17 protein-coding genes are annotated in these 17,931 nt (G+C 72.3%); 10 read left to right on the forward strand and 7 right to left on the reverse strand.

Translation table 11 applies throughout. From position 1 onward, the window contains the following. Positions 1-25 precede the first annotated feature (25 nt). Both ADL34_RS28770 and ADL34_RS28775 read left to right on the forward strand, forming a co-directional pair. A complete protein-coding gene (locus ADL34_RS28770) occupies positions 26-742 on the forward strand; it encodes an ABC transporter ATP-binding protein (protein ID WP_062671601.1) in 717 nt (238 codons plus the stop codon). Between the two features lie 162 nt (positions 743-904). Next, entirely contained in the window at positions 905-4,210 is a 3,306-nt protein-coding gene (locus tag ADL34_RS28775; protein ID WP_062671599.1) for a S8 family peptidase, read from the forward strand. Between the two features lie 49 nt (positions 4,211-4,259). On the opposite strand, the gene ADL34_RS28780 is transcribed toward ADL34_RS28775, so the two are convergent. Both ADL34_RS28780 and ADL34_RS28785 read right to left on the reverse strand, forming a co-directional pair. Further along, the gene (locus ADL34_RS28780; protein ID WP_062671598.1) at positions 4,260-4,640 is read right to left on the reverse strand and encodes a VOC family protein; all 381 of its coding nucleotides are present in this window, start codon (positions 4,638-4,640) and stop codon (positions 4,260-4,262) included. A gap of 180 nt (positions 4,641-4,820) precedes the next feature. Next, positions 4,821-5,861, reverse strand: coding sequence for an NAD(P)-dependent alcohol dehydrogenase (locus ADL34_RS28785; protein ID WP_062671596.1), 1,041 nt, complete (start codon positions 5,859-5,861; stop codon positions 4,821-4,823). Between the two features lie 183 nt (positions 5,862-6,044). Between ADL34_RS28785 and ADL34_RS28790 the strand changes: the two genes are divergently transcribed. Then, complete coding sequence (locus ADL34_RS28790; RefSeq protein ID WP_062671594.1) at positions 6,045-6,959, forward strand: helix-turn-helix domain-containing protein; 915 nt, start codon at positions 6,045-6,047, stop codon at positions 6,957-6,959. A gap of 106 nt (positions 6,960-7,065) precedes the next feature. Here ADL34_RS28790 and ADL34_RS28795 read toward each other — a convergent pair whose 3' ends face one another. Continuing rightward, a complete protein-coding gene (locus ADL34_RS28795; RefSeq protein ID WP_062671592.1) occupies positions 7,066-8,016 on the reverse strand; it encodes a DUF5829 family protein in 951 nt (316 codons plus the stop codon). Between the two features lie 156 nt (positions 8,017-8,172). Here ADL34_RS28795 and ADL34_RS28800 point away from each other — a divergent pair, with 156 nt between their 5' ends. The 3 genes from ADL34_RS28800 (at position 8,173) to msrA (ending at position 10,576) form a co-directional block, all read left to right on the forward strand. Beyond that, positions 8,173-8,580, forward strand: coding sequence for a YciI family protein (locus ADL34_RS28800; RefSeq protein WP_062671589.1), 408 nt, complete (start codon positions 8,173-8,175; stop codon positions 8,578-8,580). Between the two features lie 8 nt (positions 8,581-8,588). Then, positions 8,589-9,746 carry an RNA polymerase sigma factor gene (locus ADL34_RS28805; protein WP_199835655.1) on the forward strand — a complete coding sequence of 386 codons (1,158 nt, stop codon included), beginning with the start codon at positions 8,589-8,591 and terminating at the stop codon, positions 9,744-9,746. Between the two features lie 317 nt (positions 9,747-10,063). Next, positions 10,064-10,576: a peptide-methionine (S)-S-oxide reductase MsrA gene (gene msrA, locus ADL34_RS28810; RefSeq protein WP_062671587.1), complete on the forward strand. Its 513-nt coding sequence runs from the start codon at positions 10,064-10,066 to the stop codon at positions 10,574-10,576. 53 nt (positions 10,577-10,629) lie between these two features. Here msrA and ADL34_RS28815 read toward each other — a convergent pair whose 3' ends face one another. Next, on the reverse strand, positions 10,630-11,748 hold the full coding sequence (locus ADL34_RS28815) for a hypothetical protein (RefSeq protein ID WP_062671585.1): 1,119 nt from the start codon (positions 11,746-11,748) through the stop codon (positions 10,630-10,632). Positions 11,749-11,901: 153 nt separating this feature from the next. Between ADL34_RS28815 and ADL34_RS28820 the strand changes: the two genes are divergently transcribed. Then, positions 11,902-13,059 (forward strand): cystathionine gamma-synthase, encoded by a 1,158-nt coding sequence (locus ADL34_RS28820; protein ID WP_062671583.1) that lies wholly within the window; start codon positions 11,902-11,904, stop codon positions 13,057-13,059. Positions 13,060-13,068: 9 nt separating this feature from the next. On the opposite strand, the gene ADL34_RS28825 is transcribed toward ADL34_RS28820, so the two are convergent. From ADL34_RS28825 to ADL34_RS28835, 3 genes are all read right to left on the reverse strand, one after another. Then, positions 13,069-13,320 carry a hypothetical protein gene (locus tag ADL34_RS28825; protein ID WP_062671581.1) on the reverse strand — a complete coding sequence of 84 codons (252 nt, stop codon included), beginning with the start codon at positions 13,318-13,320 and terminating at the stop codon, positions 13,069-13,071. Next, a complete protein-coding gene (locus ADL34_RS28830; protein WP_420714274.1) occupies positions 13,317-13,814 on the reverse strand; it encodes a sigma factor-like helix-turn-helix DNA-binding protein in 498 nt (165 codons plus the stop codon). Before ADL34_RS28830 ends, ADL34_RS28825 begins: the two co-directional genes overlap by 4 nt. Positions 13,815-14,011: 197 nt before the next feature. Beyond that, positions 14,012-14,521: a MarR family winged helix-turn-helix transcriptional regulator gene (locus tag ADL34_RS28835; protein WP_062671577.1), complete on the reverse strand. Its 510-nt coding sequence runs from the start codon at positions 14,519-14,521 to the stop codon at positions 14,012-14,014. Positions 14,522-14,684: 163 nt separating this feature from the next. Here ADL34_RS28835 and ilvA point away from each other — a divergent pair, with 163 nt between their 5' ends. From ilvA to ADL34_RS28850, 3 genes are all read left to right on the forward strand, one after another. Then, positions 14,685-15,914, forward strand: coding sequence for a threonine ammonia-lyase (gene ilvA, locus ADL34_RS28840; RefSeq protein WP_062671575.1), 1,230 nt, complete (start codon positions 14,685-14,687; stop codon positions 15,912-15,914). Between the two features lie 162 nt (positions 15,915-16,076). Next, positions 16,077-17,057, forward strand: coding sequence for an ATP-binding cassette domain-containing protein (locus tag ADL34_RS28845; RefSeq protein WP_062671573.1), 981 nt, complete (start codon positions 16,077-16,079; stop codon positions 17,055-17,057). Beyond that, a complete protein-coding gene (locus ADL34_RS28850; protein WP_062671571.1) occupies positions 17,054-17,854 on the forward strand; it encodes an ABC transporter permease in 801 nt (266 codons plus the stop codon). The genes ADL34_RS28845 and ADL34_RS28850 overlap by 4 nt, the downstream gene beginning before the upstream one ends. Positions 17,855-17,931: the final 77 nt, after the last annotated feature.

Consider the following 17,931-nt stretch of genomic DNA (forward strand, 5'->3'; position numbering starts at 1 on the left):
CCCCGAACCCGACCCAGGAGCCACCATGTACGAACTCAGGAACGTCACCAAGCGCTACACCCGCGGCAAGGACACCGTCCTCGCCCTCGACGCGATCGATCTCACCGTCCCGGACGGAGACCGGCTCGTCATCCAGGGCCCCACCGGCGGCGGCAAGTCGACGCTGCTGCAGATGCTGGGCGGCCTGGACCGGCCGACCTCCGGCGAGGTCGCCCTCGACGGCACCGACCTGACGGGGCTGCCCGAGGCCCGGCTGACCCGGGTCCGCAGCGAGAACATCGGCTTCGTCTTCCAGTCCTTCAACCTCATCCCCACCCTCACCGCCCAGGAGAACGTGGAGACCGCGCTGGTCCCGCTCGGCCTGAAGGCCCGCGAGCGCCGGGAGCGGGCCGCCGAGGCGCTCGACTCCGTGGGCCTGGGCGAGCGGCTCGGCCATCTGCCGTCCGAGATGTCCGGCGGCCAGCAGCAGCGGGTGGCCGTCGCCCGCGCCCTCGTCAAGCGGCCCAAGGTGCTCCTCGCGGACGAACCCACCGGCAACCTCGACGAGTCGACGCGCGACGAGATCATGGACGTGCTCGAACGCATGTGGCAGGAGCTGGGGTTGACCTTCATCATGGTCACCCACGACTCGGCGATCGCGCGGAAGGCCCCGCGGGTGGCGACCATCCGCAAGGGACGCATCACCGTCAAGGAGAACGCCAAGACTCAACCCCGCGACTGTGTAACGGAGTTGGGCAGGTGAGGTAACAGTCGCCCGGCGTGCCCGCCAACTCGCGCCGCTCCCTTGAGGCGTGAGATCACCCCTCGGCATACTGCGTGATCCGGGGGGCGACGCGCATGCGTACGGGACCACCCCCGGACGGGTGAGCCGGGAGCTCACCCGGTTCTTCTGCAAGGGGGAAACTTGCGCAGACACGTCAGACGAGCATGCGCGGCCGCCGTCGCCTCGGCGGCCGCCCTCGCTCTCACCGCGGGAACGACCGGCCCCGCGTCCGCCCAGCCCGAGCGGCGACCCTCGGGTGCCGCCTCCGACCCGTCCCCGCACCGCGTCACCCTGATCACGGGCGACCGGGTCTCCGTCGACTCCAAGGGCCGGGTCGTCGGCCTGGAGCGGGCGAAGGGACGCACCCGCATACCCGTCCAGATACGCAGGATCGACGGGCACACCCTCGTGATACCGGCCGACGCGGCCGGGCTGGTCGCCGACGGCACGCTCGACCGGCGCCTGTTCGACGTCACCGAACTGACGAGGTCGCGCACCGGCGCCTCCGGCGCCAAGGGCCCGAAGGTCATCGTCGGCTACCGGGGGGCCGCCACCGGCGCCAAGGCGGACGTCCGCGACGCCGGCACCCTGCGGCGCACCCTGAAGTCCCTCAACGCGGACGCCGTGCAGACCACGGACCGGGGAGCCCCCGGCCTGTGGGACGCGCTCACCGACGGCGACCGCACCGCCTCCGGCGTCGCGCACGTCTGGCTCGACGGCGTGCGCAGGGCCAGCCTCGACAAGTCCGTCGCGCAGATCGGCGCCCCCAAGGCGTGGGCGGCCGGCTACGACGGCAAGGGCGTGAAGATCGCCGTCCTGGACACCGGGGTCGACGCGACCCACCCGGACCTCGAGGGCCAGGTGGTCGCCGCCAAGAACTTCAGCCCGGCACCCGGCACCACCGACAAGGTCGGGCACGGCACCCATGTCGCGTCCATCGCGGCGGGCACCGGCGCCAAGTCCGGCGGAAAGTACAAGGGCGTCGCGCCCGGCGCCGCCATCCTCAACGGCAAGGTCCTCGACGACGAGGGCTACGGCGACGACTCGAGCATCCTCGCCGGCATGGAGTGGGCCGCCGAACAGGGCGCACAGATCGTCAACATGAGCCTGGGCGGCACCGACACCCCCGAGGTCGACCCGCTGGAGGCGGCGGTCGACAAGCTGTCCGCCGAGAAGGGCGTCCTGTTCACCATCGCGGCGGGCAACGCGGGCCCGGAGTCCGTCGGATCGCCCGGCAGCGCGGACGCCGCGCTCACCGTCGGCGCCGTCGACGACAAGGACGCCCTCGCCCCCTGGTCCAGCACCGGCCCCCGGGCCGGCGACGGGGCGGTCAAGCCGGACGTGACCGCGCCCGGCGTGGACATCACGGCCGCCTCCGCCAAGGGCAGCGTCATCGCGCAGGAGGTCGGGGAGAACCCGCCCGGCTACGTGACCATCGAGGGCACCTCGATGGCGACCCCGCACGTCGCCGGCGCGGCGGCGATCCTCAAGCAGCAGCACCCGGACTGGACGTACACCGAGCTGAAGGGCGCGCTGACCGCCTCCGCGAAGGGCGGCGCGTACACGCCGTTCCAGCAGGGCGCCGGCCGCGTCCAGGTCGACAAGGCCATCAAGCAGAACGTGATCGCCGAGCCGGTGTCGGTGAGCTTCGGCACCCAGCAGTGGCCGCACACCGACGACAAGCCGGACGCCCGGAAGCTGACGTACCGCAACCTCGGCACGAAGGACGTCACGCTCCGGCTCGCCGTGAAGGCCACCGACCCCGAGGGCCACGCCGCCCCGGCGGGCTTCTTCAAGCTCGGCGCGACCGAGGTGACGGTCCCGGCGGGTGGCACGGCCTCCGTCGACTTCACCGTCGACACCCGGCTGGGCGGCACCCTGGACGGCGCCTACTCCGCGTACGTCACGGCGACGGGCGGCGGGCAGAGCGTCCGTACGGCCGCCGCGGTCCAGCGCGAGGTGGAGTCGTACGACGTCACCGTCAAGCACATCGGCCGTGACGGCAAGCCCGCGCCCGAGTACAACACGGCCCTGATCGGCTTCTCCGGCCTGGCCGACGAGCGCTTCTACCAGGTGCCCACGACCCCCTCCGGGACGGTCAGGCTGCGCGTGCCCAAGGGCACTTACCTGATGGACGCCTGGATCGCCAAGGACTGGGTGACCATGGAGGGCGGCCTCGACTGGGTGGTCCAGCCCAAGCTGAACGTCACCCGGAACACCACCCTGACCATCGACGCGCGCACCACGAGGTCGGCCGACATCACCGTGCCGGACCCGCGGGCCGAGCCGGTCTTCGCCGCCTCCGGCTACTTCTACGACGCGGCGGGCATCGGCATCGCCGCCGGCCTCGGCTCCTTCGCCGACCTGCGCATGGCCCACCTCGGCCCGGAGATCGCGAGCGGTCTGACGCAGACCTGGAACGCCCAGTACACCAGGGGCGCGGCGGCCGAGTACGACGTCGCCACCTCGGCGAAGGTGAAGAAGATCCAGGGGCACAAGGTCCGCCACTTCACGGCGGGCGAGCTCGCCAAGGTGTCGAGCGGCCTCGGCGCCGCCGCCCCCGGCAAGACCGGAGCCCTGCTGCCGGTCGGCTTCCTCCCCGACGACGTCGTGTTCGCGACGCCGGTCGAGCAGAAGCTGCCCGGCACCCGGACGCTGTACGTGTCCACGTCCGACAAGATCCAGTGGACGTTCGACATGGAGCAGTACTCCGGCCGGGACGCCGACGGCCTCCTGGTCGTGGACGCCTTCTACACGCTGGGCGACCCGCAGACCTTCGCGGCGGGCAAGAGCTACACGAAGACGTTCAACACGGCCGTCTTCGGACCGCACATCAACAAGGACTACGGCCTCTTCCGCGACGGCAACGACATCTACGGCTTCCTGCCGCTGTTCGCCGACGCCAACAAGCACGCAGGGTCGTCCGACGTCACCTCGGTCACCACGAACCTCTACCGCAACGGCAGCAAGATCGGCACCAACGCCGACCCGCTGCTCGGCGAGGCGTTCAAGGTGCCCTCGGCGGACGCCGAGTACCGCCTGACGACCTCGGTGAAGCGGAGCGTCAAGGTCGCCGCCGCCTCCACCCGGATCGACGCGAGCTGGACCTTCCGGTCCAAGAAGCCGTCCGGTGACCAGGTGTCCCTCCCGGCCTCCACCGTGCGGTTCGGCGCGAAGACCGGGCTGGACAGCCGGGCCGAGGCCGGAAAGAAGGTCACCTTCCCGGTCACCGTGGTCGGCGCCGCGGCGGGCCGCAACCTGAAGTCGCTGCACGTGTACGTGTCGTACGACTACGGGCAGACCTGGAAGAAGCTCGACGTGAAGAACGGGAAGATCACCGTGAAGAACCCCGCGAAGGGCAAGGGGATCTCCTTCCACGGCAAGGTCGCCGACAAGAAGGGCAACAAGGCGACGATCTCGATCTACAACGCCTACTACGGCAAGTAGCACGCGCGGCAGAACGGGGACCGCCTCCGGTGGGCGGTCCCCGTTCCGTTCAGCCGCCGCCGTAGGGGACCGTCAGGACCTCCAGGCTGTGGCCGTTCGGGTCCTCGAAGTAGGCGCCCCGGCCACCGTCGTTGCGGTTGATCTCGCCGGGGCGGCGGTGGTGCGGGTCGGCCCAGTAGGTCAGCCCGGCTCGCCGTATCCGGCCGAAGATCGCGTCGAACTCGTCCTCCGACACCAGGAACGCGTAGTGCTGCGGTGTGACGCTGCCGGGGGAGTCCAGGAAGTCGAGGGTCACCCCGTTCGGGATCCGGACCGGGATGAAGGGCCCGTAGCGCGGGCCCACCTCCAGGCCGAGGATGTCGGCGAGAAACCGGGCGGACGCCTGCTGGTCGTGCGCGGCGACGATGGTGTGGTCGAGCCGGACGGTCATCGGGCTGCCTCCTCGTGGGCACGGTTCGGTCGGGCTCCGCGAGCCACGCTAGGCCGCCCCCCGGCCCGGGCACATCGGTCCCCGGACGGGGACGGCCCTCCTCCCAGGGTCCTGCGTCCCGCGACCGGTGCGCCGGGGCCCCGCGGCGCGCACGCCACGGGGCCCCAGGCCGTGTACGGCTCAGATCGTCGCCGTGTCGATCACGAACCGGTACCGCACGTCGCTGCCGAGCACGCGTTCGTACGCCTCGTTGATCTCGGCGGCGCCGATCAGCTCGATCTCGGCGCCGATGCCGTGCGCCGCGCAGAAGTCGAGCATCTCCTGGGTCTCGCGGATGCCGCCGATGCCGGAGCCCGCGAGCGTCTTGCGGCCGCCTATCACCGAGAACAGGTTCAGCGCGACGGGCTCCTCGGGCGCGCCGACGTTCACGAAGGCGCCGTCCGTCCGCAGCAGGGACAGGAACCGGTCCAGGTCCAGCGGCGCCGACACCGTGGACAGGATGAGGTCGAAGGTGCCGCGCAGCTCCTTGAACGTGGCGTCGTCGCTGGTGGCGTAGTAGTGGTCGGCGCCCAGCCGCAGGCCGTCCTCCCGCTTGCGCAGGGACTGCGACAGGACCGTCACCTCGGCGCCGAGCGCGTGCGCGATCTTCACGCCCATGTGGCCGAGGCCGCCCATGCCGAGGATCGCGACCTTCTTGCCCGGACCGGCGTTCCAGTGGCGCAGCGGGGAGTAGGTGGTGATGCCGGCGCACAGCAGGGGCGCGGCGACGTCCAGGGACAGGCCGTCGGGGACGCGGAGGACGAAGTTCTCGTCGACGACGATCTTCTCCGAGTAGCCGCCGTAGGTCGGCTCGCCGTCCCGGCCGATCGCGTTGTACGTGCCGGTGTTGCCCTGGAGGCAGTACTGCTCCAGGCCCGCCGCGCAGTTCTCGCACTCCCGGCAGGAGTCGACCATGCAGCCGACGCCCACCCGGTCGCCGACCTGGAACTTCGTCACCTCGGAGCCGACCTCGGAGACGACGCCCGCGATCTCGTGGCCGGGCACCATGGGGAAGATCGCCTCGCCCCAGCCCTCGCGGGCCTGGTGGATGTCGGAGTGGCAGATACCGGCGAACCTGATGTCGATCAGGACGTCGTGCGCGCCGACCTCGCGGCGCTCGATGGTGGTGCGCTCCAGGGGAGCCTTGGCGGCGGGTGCGGCGTACGCGGCGACGGTGGTCATGCCGGGGATCTCCTAGCGAGTGGTCGGCGCGCCCGGTGCCTACATGGTGGTGCTGTGTCCGGGCACGGCGTCCAGCCTGCCCGGAGAGGCCGCGGCCACCCAGCCCCCGGGTGTACGTACGTCCGCCGGTCCTACCACCGGCGGGGTCAGGCTCCCGTGCGTACGACCAGGAATACTCGAAGCATGGACGAGCAGCCCGTATCCGAGACAGGGACCTCCGCCGGCGCGGGGCTGGATCCGCGTGCCGAGCTGAGCGAGTTCCTGCGCACCCGGCGCGCCCGCCTGAAGCCGCAGGACGTGGGGCTGCCGGACTTCGGGCGGCACCGGCGGGTGCCGGGGCTGCGGCGCGAGGAGCTGGCCCAGCTGGCCGGGGTGTCCGTGGCGTACTACACACGCCTGGAACAGGGCAACGGACGCAACGTCTCCGCCGAGGTCCTCGACGCGATCGCGCGGGCCCTGCGGCTCAGCGACGCCGAGCACGCGCACCTCATGCACCTGACCAAGCCGAAGCAGCACAAGAGGAGGCCGTCCCCCCGCACCGAGCAGGTGCGGCCGGCACTGCGGCATCTGCTGGAGTCGATGGACTCCGTCCCCGCCTACATCACCGGCCGCCGCTCCGACATCCTCGCCTGGAACGGGATGGCCGCGGCCGTCCTCGGCGACTGGGGGGAGCTGCCGGCGCAGGAGCGGAACTGGGCCCGGATGGTGTTCCTGCGGCCCGACTACCGCGAGCTGTTCGTGGAGTGGGACCAGAAGGCGTCGGACATGGTCGGCCATCTGCGCATGGACGCCGGCCGCCATCCGGACGACCCGAGGCTGTCCGCGCTGATCGGCGAACTCTCCGTGAAGAGCGCGGAGTTCCGGCGGCTGTGGGCCGTCCACGACGTCAAGGAGAAGACCTACGGCGTCAAGCGCCTGCGGCATCCGCTCGTCGGCGAGCTGACCCTGAGCTTCGACTCGTTCCGGCTGTCCGACGGCACCGAGCAGCATCTGACCACGTACTACGCGGAGCCCGGCTCACCGTCGGCCGAGGCGCTGCGCCTGCTGGCCAGCTGGGGCGCGGACGCGACCAGGGCGGGCCGGGGGACGGCTTCCTGAGATGCCGGGGGCCGGGGGCGGCTTCGTGAGGGGCACGGCGGGCCGGGGGACGGCTTCGTGAGGTGCCCGGCGGGCCGGTGATCACTGCCCCGCCGGGCCGCCCCGTTCAGTGGCCGAACGTCCACACGGCGCGCGGGCCCGGGCCCACGGTGAGGACCGAGCGGCCGACGCGCTCCACGTGCCGGGACGCCTGGGAGCCGTTCAGCGCGAACGTCACCTCGCGCAGGCCCGCCTCCTCACGCGGCACCGCGTCGAACCGGATCGTCGTGCCGCCGCCACGCGCGACGATCCCGCCGCCCGGTGCCGGGTGGACGGTGAAGCCGCCGGCCCGCAGCAGCGGCACCGTGCTGCCGAGGTCGCGCGGGGTGACCGCCAGCCGGATCGAGGTGACGTCCCGCATGGGATGGTCGCGGTAGGCGTCGGGGAGATAGCGCTCCCGGCCCACGTCGCCGGGGTACGAGGCCGGTTCGGTGTTGCCGCGAGGGTCGGCGAAGTACTCCGGGCGGTACTCCATCCCCCAGGCGCCGAAGCCGTCGTACTCCCCGGTGGTGAGGACCGCGTCGAACCACGGCACCGGGACCCCGTCGCCGAAGTCCCGGGTCTGCCGGAACGTGATCGGCTCCGGGACGCCCAGGCCCGGCAGCCGTCCGGCCGCGCGGTTCAGGTCGCCGGACCGCTCCGCTGAGATCCCGAGGCCGCCCGCGCCCAGCTCGCCGTCCTGGCCGGGCACGTCGCCCACGCCGAACAGTTCGAGGTAGGTCTCGCGGCCCATCAGGTAACGGCCCGTCCAGACCTGACCGTCGGCGCCGGTGGTGGTGCGGACCTGGAAGTTCGCGAACCGGCGCAGATACGCGGAGTGTTCGATGGCGTCGGCGGTCTCCCGGTCGAGCACGCCATAGGCATGGTTGAAGAAGAGCAGCTGTCCGTCGTGCCGGGGGCGCTGATCGGCGGGGGCCCGGCTGTCCCCGGCCAGCGCGGTGCCCGTGCCGGCGCCCAGCGCGCCGGTGAGGGCGACGACGAGGACCAGGACCGTTCGTAACGCTCGGTGAAGAGGCATGAGGAGAGAGTAGGCACGGTCCGGCCGAAATCGCAGAGATTTTCGAACGAAAGATTCTCCGGAAAACCTGTCCCGGGATGTCGAGAACCCGTGACCGGCTCCGTCCCCGGTATGAACGCGACCACAATGGTTCGTGTCCGTACCGAGGAGACCGTCATGGCCAAGTACCTGCTTCTCAAGCACTACCGCGGCGCCCCCGACGCGGTGAACAACGTGCCGATGGACCGCTGGACCCCCGAGGAGGTCTCCGCGCACATCCAGTACATGAACGACTTCGCGGCGCGGCTGGAGAAGACCGGCGAGTTCGTCGACGGACAGGCGCTCGCCCCCGAGGGCACCTGGGTCCGCTACGACGGGGAGGGGCGCCCGCCGGTCACCGACGGGCCGTTCGCGGAGACCAAGGACCTCATCGCCGGCTGGATGGTGATCGACGTCGACAGCTACGACCGCGCCGTCGAACTCGCCGGCGAGCTGTCCGCCGCCCCCGGCGCGGGCGGTAAGCCGATCCACGAGTGGCTGGAGCTCCGTCCCTTCCTGTACGCGGCGCCCACCATCACGGAGTGACCGAGCCGATGACCCCGTCGCTGGACGAGGCCCTGGTCAGAAGCCTCACCCCACGCGTCCTCGCCGTCCTCGTCCGCCGCGGAGCCGACTTCGCGGCGGCCGAGGACGCCGTGCAGGACGCGCTGGCCGAGGCCGTCCGGGCCTGGCCCACCGACCCTCCGAAGGACCCCAAGGGCTGGCTGATCACCGTGGCCTGGCGCAGGTTCCTCGACGCGGCGCGCTCCGACACCGCGCGCCGCCGGCGCGAGGACCGCGCCGACGAGGAACCGGCGCCCGGGCCCGTGCCGTCCGCGGACGACACGCTCTGGCTCTACTTCCTGTGCGCCCACCCGTCGCTGAGCCCGTCCTCCGCGGTCGCGCTCACCCTGCGCGCCGTCGGAGGGCTCACCACCCGCCAGATCGCCCAGGCCTACCTGGTCCCCGAGGCGACCATGGCGCAGCGGATCAGCCGGGCCAAGCGCACGGTGTCCGGTGTCCGGCTCGACCGGCCCGGTGACGTCGCCACCGTGCTGCGCGTCCTCTACCTCGTCTTCAACGAGGGCTACTCCGGCGACGTCGACCTCGCCGCCGAGGCCATCCGGCTCACCCGTCAGCTCGCGGCGGCCGTCGACCATCCCGAGGTCTCCGGGCTGCTCGCGCTGATGCTGCTGCACCACGCCCGGCGCGACGCCCGGACCGGGCCCGACGGCACTCTCGTGCCGCTCGCCGAGCAGGACCGCTCCCGCTGGGACACCCGGTCGATCGCCGAGGGCATCGGCATCCTTCAGGCGGCCCTCGCCCGCGACCGGCTCGGCGAGTTCCAGGCCCAGGCCGCCGTCGCCGCGCTGCACGCCGACGCGCCCACGGCGGAGGAGACCGACTGGGTGCAGATCGTCGAGTGGTACGACGAACTGGTCCGCCTCACCGGCAGCCCCGTCGCCCGCCTCAACCGCGCGGTCGCCGTGGGCGAGGCCGACGGCCCACAGGCGGGACTGGCCGCCCTCGCGGAACTCGACCCCGCCCTGCCCCGCCACAGCGCCGTGGCCGCGCACCTCCACGAACGCGCCGGAGACCTCTCCACGGCGGCCCGCCTCTACACGGAGGCCGCGCTCAAGGCCCCGAACCTCCCGGAACGCGTCCACCTGACCCGCCAGGCGGCCCGGCTCAACACCGGGGGTGACGGGTAGGGGGCAGCCGGCTCCTCCCCGCGGAGCCGGACCGGGGCCTAGCGGGTGTCTTGCCGGTCAGGCCGGGCTCCCGGTGTCTGGCACCGCGCCTCGCCGCGTTGTCGTCGGTCGCCGATGCGCCGCATCGACTCCCTCCTCCGCCTTGCGATGCACGGCGGAGCCGACCCGGCCCGATCGACAAGACACCCGCTAGGCGGCTCGGGGGCCGCCCCGGAATCGCGGCGGCCCCCCGTGTGTTGTCGCTGGTGGGCATCGATGCCGGTGGACATGCCAGTCGAGGAGCCCGAGTGTGTGAAGCGACAAGGATGGAGGCCGCAATGGCTGCGCAGACGCAGAGGGCCGTGCTGGCGGGCGGATGTTTCTGGGGGATGCAGGACCTGATCCGCCGGCTCCCCGGGGTGACGGCGACCCGGGTCGGATACACCGGGGGTGACGTGCCGAACGCGACCTACCGCAACCACGGCACGCACGCGGAGGCCATCGAGATCCTCTTCGACCCCGAGCAGACGGACTACCGCGCGATCCTGGAGTTCTTCTTCCAGATCCACGACCCGAGCACCAAGAACCGCCAGGGCAACGACATCGGCATGAGCTACCGCTCGGCGATCTACTACGTGGACGACGAGCAGAAGCGGATCGCCGAGGACACGATCGCGGACGTGGACGCCTCGGGCCTGTGGCCGGGCAAGGTCGTCACCGAGGTCGAGCCGGTCGGCCCGTTCTGGGAGGCCGAGCCGGAGCACCAGGACTACCTGGAGCGCTACCCCGACGGCTACACCTGCCACTTCCCCCGCCCGGGCTGGCGCCTGCCCGCCCGCACGGAGAGCTGACCGCGAGCCTTCCGGCCCCGCCGCGCGCGACGCGCGGCGGGGCCGCCGTGTGTTCAGTGGGGCAGTGTCGCCGGGCTGCCGCCGTTCGCCTCGTAGCCCGCCACCGCCAGCGCCCGGAACACCGCGAACTCCGCCGCCGGGTCGGCCGACAGTGTCCACGGCAGGGCACCGACATGCCCGTCGACGTGCACCAGCTGGTCCATGGCCTCCGCCCAGCGCTCCCCGCGGACCAGGAAGAACACCAGCAGATGGCGTACATGCGCCAGCATCGGGTCGTCGGGCCGCGCCGCGCCGACCGCGTACAGCGCGCCGTGGACCGCCTTGGTGACGACCTCGCTCTGCCAGAAGCCGGCGACCAGGGTCACCTCGGGCAGGTGCTCGAAGACGGCGAAGAGCGGCATCGCGGCGAGCAGCGAGCCCCGGGGCGCGCGGGCCGCCGCGGCCTCGGCGAACTCGTACGCCAGCTGCCGCGAGCCGTGCCACTTCTCGCACCAGTAGTGCAGGGCGGCCAGATGCGCGCCCATGTGGGCCGGGGCGCGGTCCAGGATCTTCAACCACAGCTGCTCGAACTCGGCGCGCGAGTAGGCCAGTCCGCGCGCGACCGACAGCTCGACGATGTACGGGACCGGGTCACCGGGGGCGAGGAGCGCGGCCTGGCCGCAGGCGGCCTTCGCCTCCTCCATGATGATCCGGAACTCGTCCGTGCCCGGCGTCGCGGTCCGCCACGCCTGCTGCACCAGGAACTCCGCCTGCACGGCCGCGCCGCCCGCGTCCTTCGGCTGCTCGGTGCGCCACACCCGCAGCCACTGCCCGCCGGGCGCCTCGCTGACGCCGCCGGGCCGCTGCTGGAGCTCCAGCGCCGCCGCGCCCGCGAACGCCTGCACCCGCTGCCAGCGGCGCTCCCCCTCGGCCTCGGTGCCGGCCAGCAGCTGCGCGGCCGCCCGGTAGTCCTGGGTGCGCTGCACCAGGTCCAGGACGTCCAGCAGGTCCTGGTCGGGGCCCGGCATCCGGATGTCCAGCTCCTCCTGGAGGACGAAGCCGTAGTTCGCCGGGTCCGCGGCGTCCGGGTGGCCCGGCGAGACCTGCTCGATCATGCCCCTCCTGCGCCGCATGAACGGCACCAGCACGAAGCCGATCATGGCGGCGGCGATCAGGACCCAGAGAATCTCCATGCCTCCAGCGTTCCAGACGACGCCGACACTTGGCCAACGAGGTCCCGCACCTGTGGAGAAACGGTCCGGCGGACGTCGCGTCCGGGCGGTCGCGAGACCGCCGTGTCCCGCCCGCACGGCATCCCGGGCGCGGGAGCACTACCCTCGGTCCCCATGAGCGACAGGCACATCAGTCAGCACTTCGAGACCCTCGCGATCCACGCGGGCAACACCGCCGATCCCCTGACCGGCGCGGTCGTCCCGCCGATCTACCAGGTCTCGACCTACAAGCAGGACGGCGTGGGCGGCCTGCGCGGCGGCTACGAGTACAGCCGCAGCGCCAACCCGACCCGCACCGCCCTCGAGGAGAACCTCGCCGCCCTGGAGGGCGGCCGCCGCGGCCTCGCGTTCGCGTCCGGACTGGCGGCCGAGGACTGCCTGTTGCGTACGCTGCTCAGCCCCGGCGACCACGTGGTCATCCCGAACGACGCCTACGGCGGCACCTTCCGGCTGTTCGCGAAGGTCGTCGCCCGCTGGGGCGTGGAGTGGTCGGTGGCCGACACCTCCGACCCGGCCGCCGTACGGGCCGCGATCACCCCGAAGACCAAGGTGATCTGGGTGGAGACCCCCTCCAACCCGCTGCTCGGCATCACCGACATCGCCGCCGTCGCGCAGGTCGCGCGGGACGCGGGCGCCCGGCTCGTCGTCGACAACACTTTCGCGACGCCCTACCTCCAGCAGCCGCTGTCCCTCGGCGCGGACGTCGTCGTGCACTCCCTGACCAAGTACATGGGCGGACACTCCGACGTCGTCGGCGGCGCGCTGGTCGCGGCCGACGCCGAGCTGGGCGAGGAACTGGCGTTCCACCAGAACGCGATGGGCGCCGTCGCCGGGCCCTTCGACGCGTGGCTGGTGCTGCGCGGCACCAAGACCCTGTCGGTGCGCATGGACCGGCACAGCGAGAACGCCACGAAGATCGCCGACATGCTCACCCGGCACCCGCGCGTGACGAGCGTCCTGTACCCGGGGCTGCCCGAGCACCCCGGCCACGAGGTCGCCGCCAAGCAGATGCGGGCCTTCGGCGGCATGATCTCCTTCCGCGTGGAGGGCGGCGAGCAGGCGGCCGTCGAGGTCTGCAACCGCGCGCAGGTCTTCACGCTGGGCGAGTCCCTCGGCGGCGTCGAGTCCCTGATCGAGCACCCCGGCCGGATGACCCACGCGTCCGTGGTCGGCTCCGCCCTGGAGGTCCCGGGCGACCTGGTCCGCCTCTCGGTCGGCATCGAGAACGCCGACGACCTGGTCGAGGACCTCAAGCAGGCGCTCGGCCAGTGAGGCGGCGCCTCACCAGCCCGTGAGCGGTGGAGTCGTCTCCGACGGCGGCTCCACCCACGGATGGGCGGTGAGCGCCCACACCGTGAACGCCACCGCCGCCGCGCACAGCACAAGCCACATCAGCCGCACGGCGACCCGGTGGCGCCACAGCAGGCGCTCACCGCGCCGCACGATCTCCGGGTACAGCTCCGGCGGCACCCTCGGGGGTGGCGCGGCCTCCATGACCTGGCGCGCGGCCACCTCCCGCCGGACCCGGTTCACCGCGCCACCGCCTTCGCACCCGGCACGGCGGGCGCCGTCTCGCGCGGCCGGTCCAGCAGAGTCGCCGTCGCCCGCGCGCAGATCGCCTCGACGCGCTCCCTCGGCAGCCCCAGCAGCGCCGCCGTCTGCTCCTCGGCGACCCCCTCGTACAGCCGCAGCACCAGCACCAGGCGTTCCCTCGGGGAGAGCCGGGCGAGCGGGCCGTCCGGGTGCGGGCGGCCGCGGCCCAGTGCGCCCGGACCGCCGTACCGGTGCCAGACCGAGCGGGCGAACCGGGTGGCCAGCTCCTGCCGGGCGACGCCGTAGGGGTCCTCGCCGCGCAGCCGGTCCCAGCACGCGTACGTGTGCGCGAGCGAAAGCGTCAGCAGGCGACACGCGCGCGGATTGTCGTCCCGCGACTCGCCGGTGAGCAGGGTCGCGGTGTGCAGCAGGCGTCCCCCCGCGCCCGCGACGAACGCCTCGAACTCACGGCTGCGGCGGGCGTCGCGGGTCAAGTGCCGTCGTTCCACCGCCCCTCCCGCCAGGCCGCGTGCCGAGGACCGCCCCGCCGGCCGCACGACACGCCTGCCGTGCGTCGGGAGGGCCCGGTCTCATGGGAAGCCTGCGGCGGCCCGGGGGTCAAGAGCCGGGAGCCGTCCTCCCGGCACACGCGGGTGCCCGCCCGCGCGTGGGCCCCCTCGACGGCTCCGGCTCAGGACGCGCCGGGCGCCTCCGGGGCCGTGCCCCCCGACGGGGGCGCCATGCGCGCCGACAGCGCCACGTTGAAGCGGGTGAGCAGCGAGCAGAACACCTCGCGTTCCTCCGGCGCCCAGTCCTGCGTCAGCTCCGCCATCAACTGGCGGCGCGACGCCCGCACTTCCTCCAGCCGGGACTGCCCGCGCGGGGACAGCTGGAGCACGACCGCGCGCCCGTCCTCCGGGTGCGAGGTGCGCTTGACGAGACCCGTGTCGACCAGCGGGGCGACCTGCCGGGTGACCGTCGACGAGTCGATCCCCATGCTCGCCGCGAGCGCCTTGACGCCCATGGGCCCTTCCTTGTCCAGGCGGTTCAGCAGCAGGTACGCGGCGCGGTCCATGGAGTTGCGCACCTGGCCGACCCCACCGAGGCGGGTCTGTTCGGCACGGCGGGCGAACAACGCCACCTCGTGCTGCAGCGTGTCGAGGAGACCGCTGTCAGCGACGGTCGTCATGTCCGTCGACATGTCAGGTGTTGTGGGCATGGCCGGAGGCTCACTTCATGAAGGGGGTGCTGGGTTGGGGGACAGGGTACGCGGCCGGGACGCGGGGTGTACCGACGCTGCGCAATCCCGTCTCGCTGCTTGGTCACACCGCAAAGTAGCGCCTGTGAACTGCGAGACTTGGGACATGAACCACCGCACGTCCGACACGCTGCCCCCGGTCACCCTCGACGACGTGCGCGGCGCCCAGAAGATGCTGAGCGGCGTGGCCCGGGTGACGGCGATGGAGGGCAGCAGGCACCTGACGCAGCTGGTCGGCGCCCCGGTGCACCTCAAGTGCGAGAACCTCCAGCGGACCGGATCGTTCAAGCTGCGCGGCGCCTACGTGCGGATCGCCGGGCTGCTCCCCGAGGAGCGGGCCGCGGGCGTCGTGGCCGCCAGCGCCGGCAACCACGCCCAGGGCGTCGCCCTCGCGTCCTCCCTGCTCGGCGTGCGGTCCACGGTGTTCATGCCCAGGAGCGCCCCGCTGCCGAAGATCAGCGCCACCCGTGACTACGGCGCCGAGGTGCGCCTGCACGGCCAGGTGGTCGACGAGACGCTGGCCGCCGCGCAGGAGTACGCGGCCGAGACCGGCGCGGTGTTCATCCACCCCTTCGACCACCCCGACATCATCGCCGGTCAGGGCACGGTCGGGCTGGAGATCCTGGAGCAGTGCCCGGAGGTGCGCACGGTCGTCGTCGGTATCGGCGGGGGCGGGCTCGCGGCCGGGATCGCGATGGCGGTGAAGTCGCTGCGCCCGGACGTGCGGATCGTGGGCGTGCAGGCGGCGGGCGCGGCGGCCTACCCGCCCTCGCTGGCGGCGGGACGCCCGGTCGCGGTCGAGCACCCGGCGACGATGGCGGACGGCATCAAGGTGGGCCGGCCCGGCGACGTGCCGTTCCGGATCATCGGCGAGCTGGTCGACGAGGTCCGCACGGTCACCGAGGACGAGCTGGCCGCCGCCCTGCTGCTGTGCCTGGAGCGGGCCAAGCTGGTCGTGGAGCCGGCCGGGGCGAGCCCGGTCGCCGCGCTGCTGAGCGACCCGGGCGCCTTCGAGGGCCCGGTCGTCGCGGTGCTCTCCGGGGGCAACGTCGACCCGGTGCTGCTCCAGCGCGTCCTGCGGCACGGCATGGCCGCGCAGGGCCGCTACCTGGCCGTACGGCTGCGGCTGACCGACCGGCCGGGCGCGCTCGCCTCGCTGCTCGGGGCGTTGTCAGTGGTGGACGCTAACGTCCTCGACGTGAGCCATGTCCGGACCGATCCACGGCTCGGGCTCACGGAGGCGGAGGTCGAGCTGCACCTGGAGACCAAGGGGCGCGAGCACTGCGCCGAGGTCGGCGAGGCACTGCGCGCGGCGGGATACACCGTCATCGGCTGAGCCGGCCGCACCCCTCGGACCCCTCGTGTCACCCGTTCGGAAAATCCCGTTGAGAGACGCGATACATCGCGTTATGGTGTGTCGCGCGAAGCCGCTCCCGAGCGGCGTGAAAAGTGCAAACCTTAAGCTTTCCGAATTTTCCCCGACGACGTGGAGATCCATATGCCAGGCGCCATCTACGCCGAAGGTCTGGTGAAGACCTTCGGTGACGTAAAGGCTCTGGACGGCGTCGACCTCGATGTCCCCGAGGGCACGGTCCTCGGTCTGCTCGGGCCGAACGGCGCGGGCAAGACGACGACCGTGCGCTGCCTGACGACGCTGCTGCGCCCCGACAGCGGCAAGGCGGTCGTCGCGGGGCTCGACGTCCTGCGGCAGCCCGACGCCGTACGCCGTTCCATCGGCCTGTCCGGCCAGTTCGCGGCGGTCGACGAATACCTGACCGGCCGGGAGAACCTCCAGATGGTCGGCCAGCTGTACCAGATGAAGGCGAAGCCGGCGAAGGCCCGCGCGATCGAGCTGCTGGAGCAGTTCGACCTCGCCGACGCCGCCGACCGGCCCGCCAAGACCTACTCGGGCGGCATGCGCCGCCGGCTCGACCTCGCGGCGGCCCTCGTGGTCTCCCCACCCGTGATGTTCATGGACGAGCCGACGACCGGCCTCGACCCGCGCAACCGCCAGCTGCTCTGGGAGGTCATCAAGCGTCTGGTCTCCAGCGGCACGACGCTGCTGCTGACCACGCAGTACCTGGAGGAGGCCGACCACCTCGCGCACGAGATCGCCGTCGTCGACCACGGCCGGGTGATCGCCAAGGGCACCTCCGACCAGCTCAAGGCCCGCACCGGCGGCGAGCGCGTCGAGGTCGTCGTGCACGAGCGCGAGGCCATACAGCCCGCCTCCGAGGTGCTGCGCGGCTTCGGCAAGGGCGAGACCACCGTCGAGGACCACATGCGCAAGCTCACCGTGCCGGTGACCGGCGGCGCCAAGCTCCTCGCCGAGGTCATCCGCGAGCTCGACTCCCGGGGCATCGAGATCGACGACATCGGCCTGCGCCGCCCCACCCTCGACGACGTCTTCCTGTCCCTGACCGGACACGTCGCCGAGACCAAGAGCGAGGAGAACGGCAAGGAGGAGACGGCCAAGTGAGCGCCATCAACGATTCCGCGGTCATCGCCCGCAGAAACCTGATCCGCATGGGCCGGATCCCCGAGATGCTGATCTTCGGGCTCATCCAGCCGATCATGTTCGTGGTGCTGTTCACCTACGTGTTCGGCGGCTCGATCCAGGTCGGCTCGTCCAGCTCCACCCAGGCCTACCGTGAGTTCCTGATGGCCGGCATCTTCGCCCAGACGGTCACCTTCGCGACCGCCGGTGCGGGCGCCGGTATCGCGGACGACATGCACAAGGGCCTGATCGACCGCTTCCGCTCCCTGCCCATGGCCCGCGGCGCGGTCCTGACCGGCCGCACCCTCGCAGACCTGGTGCAGACCGCGCTCACCCTCGTCGTCCTCGCGGTCGTCGCCGTGATCGTCGGCTGGCGCACCCACGAGAACGCGGGGAAGGTCCTCGCCGGCTTCGGGCTGCTCCTGCTCCTCGGGTACGCGTTCTCCTGGATCGGCGCGCTCATCGGCCTGTCCGTGCGCACCCCGGAGGCGGCGACCTCGGGCGGACTGATCTGGCTCTTCCCGCTGACGTTCATCTCGAACGCCTTCGTGGACGCCAACCAGATGCCCACCTTCCTGCGGCACATCGCCGAGTGGAACCCGTTCAGCGCCACGGTCCAGGCCTGCCGGGAGCTGTTCGGGAACCTGCCGCCGGGCTTCAAGGCACCCGACGCCTGGCCCATGCAGCACCCCGTGTGGGCATCGCTGATCTGGTCGGTCCTGATCATCGCGCTCTTCCGCACCCTGGCCGTCCGCAAGTACCGCTCCGCGACGGCCTGACGGACCCGGGCCACCGTCCCGGACGCGACGGAGCCCCCGGTGCCGTACGGCACCGGGGGCTCCCGTGAAGTTGGAAG

It is taken from the genome of Streptomyces sp. NRRL WC-3605 (assembly GCF_001509795.1).
In the GTDB taxonomy this organism is placed as follows: Bacteria; Actinomycetota; Actinomycetes; order Streptomycetales; family Streptomycetaceae; genus Streptomyces; species Streptomyces viridochromogenes.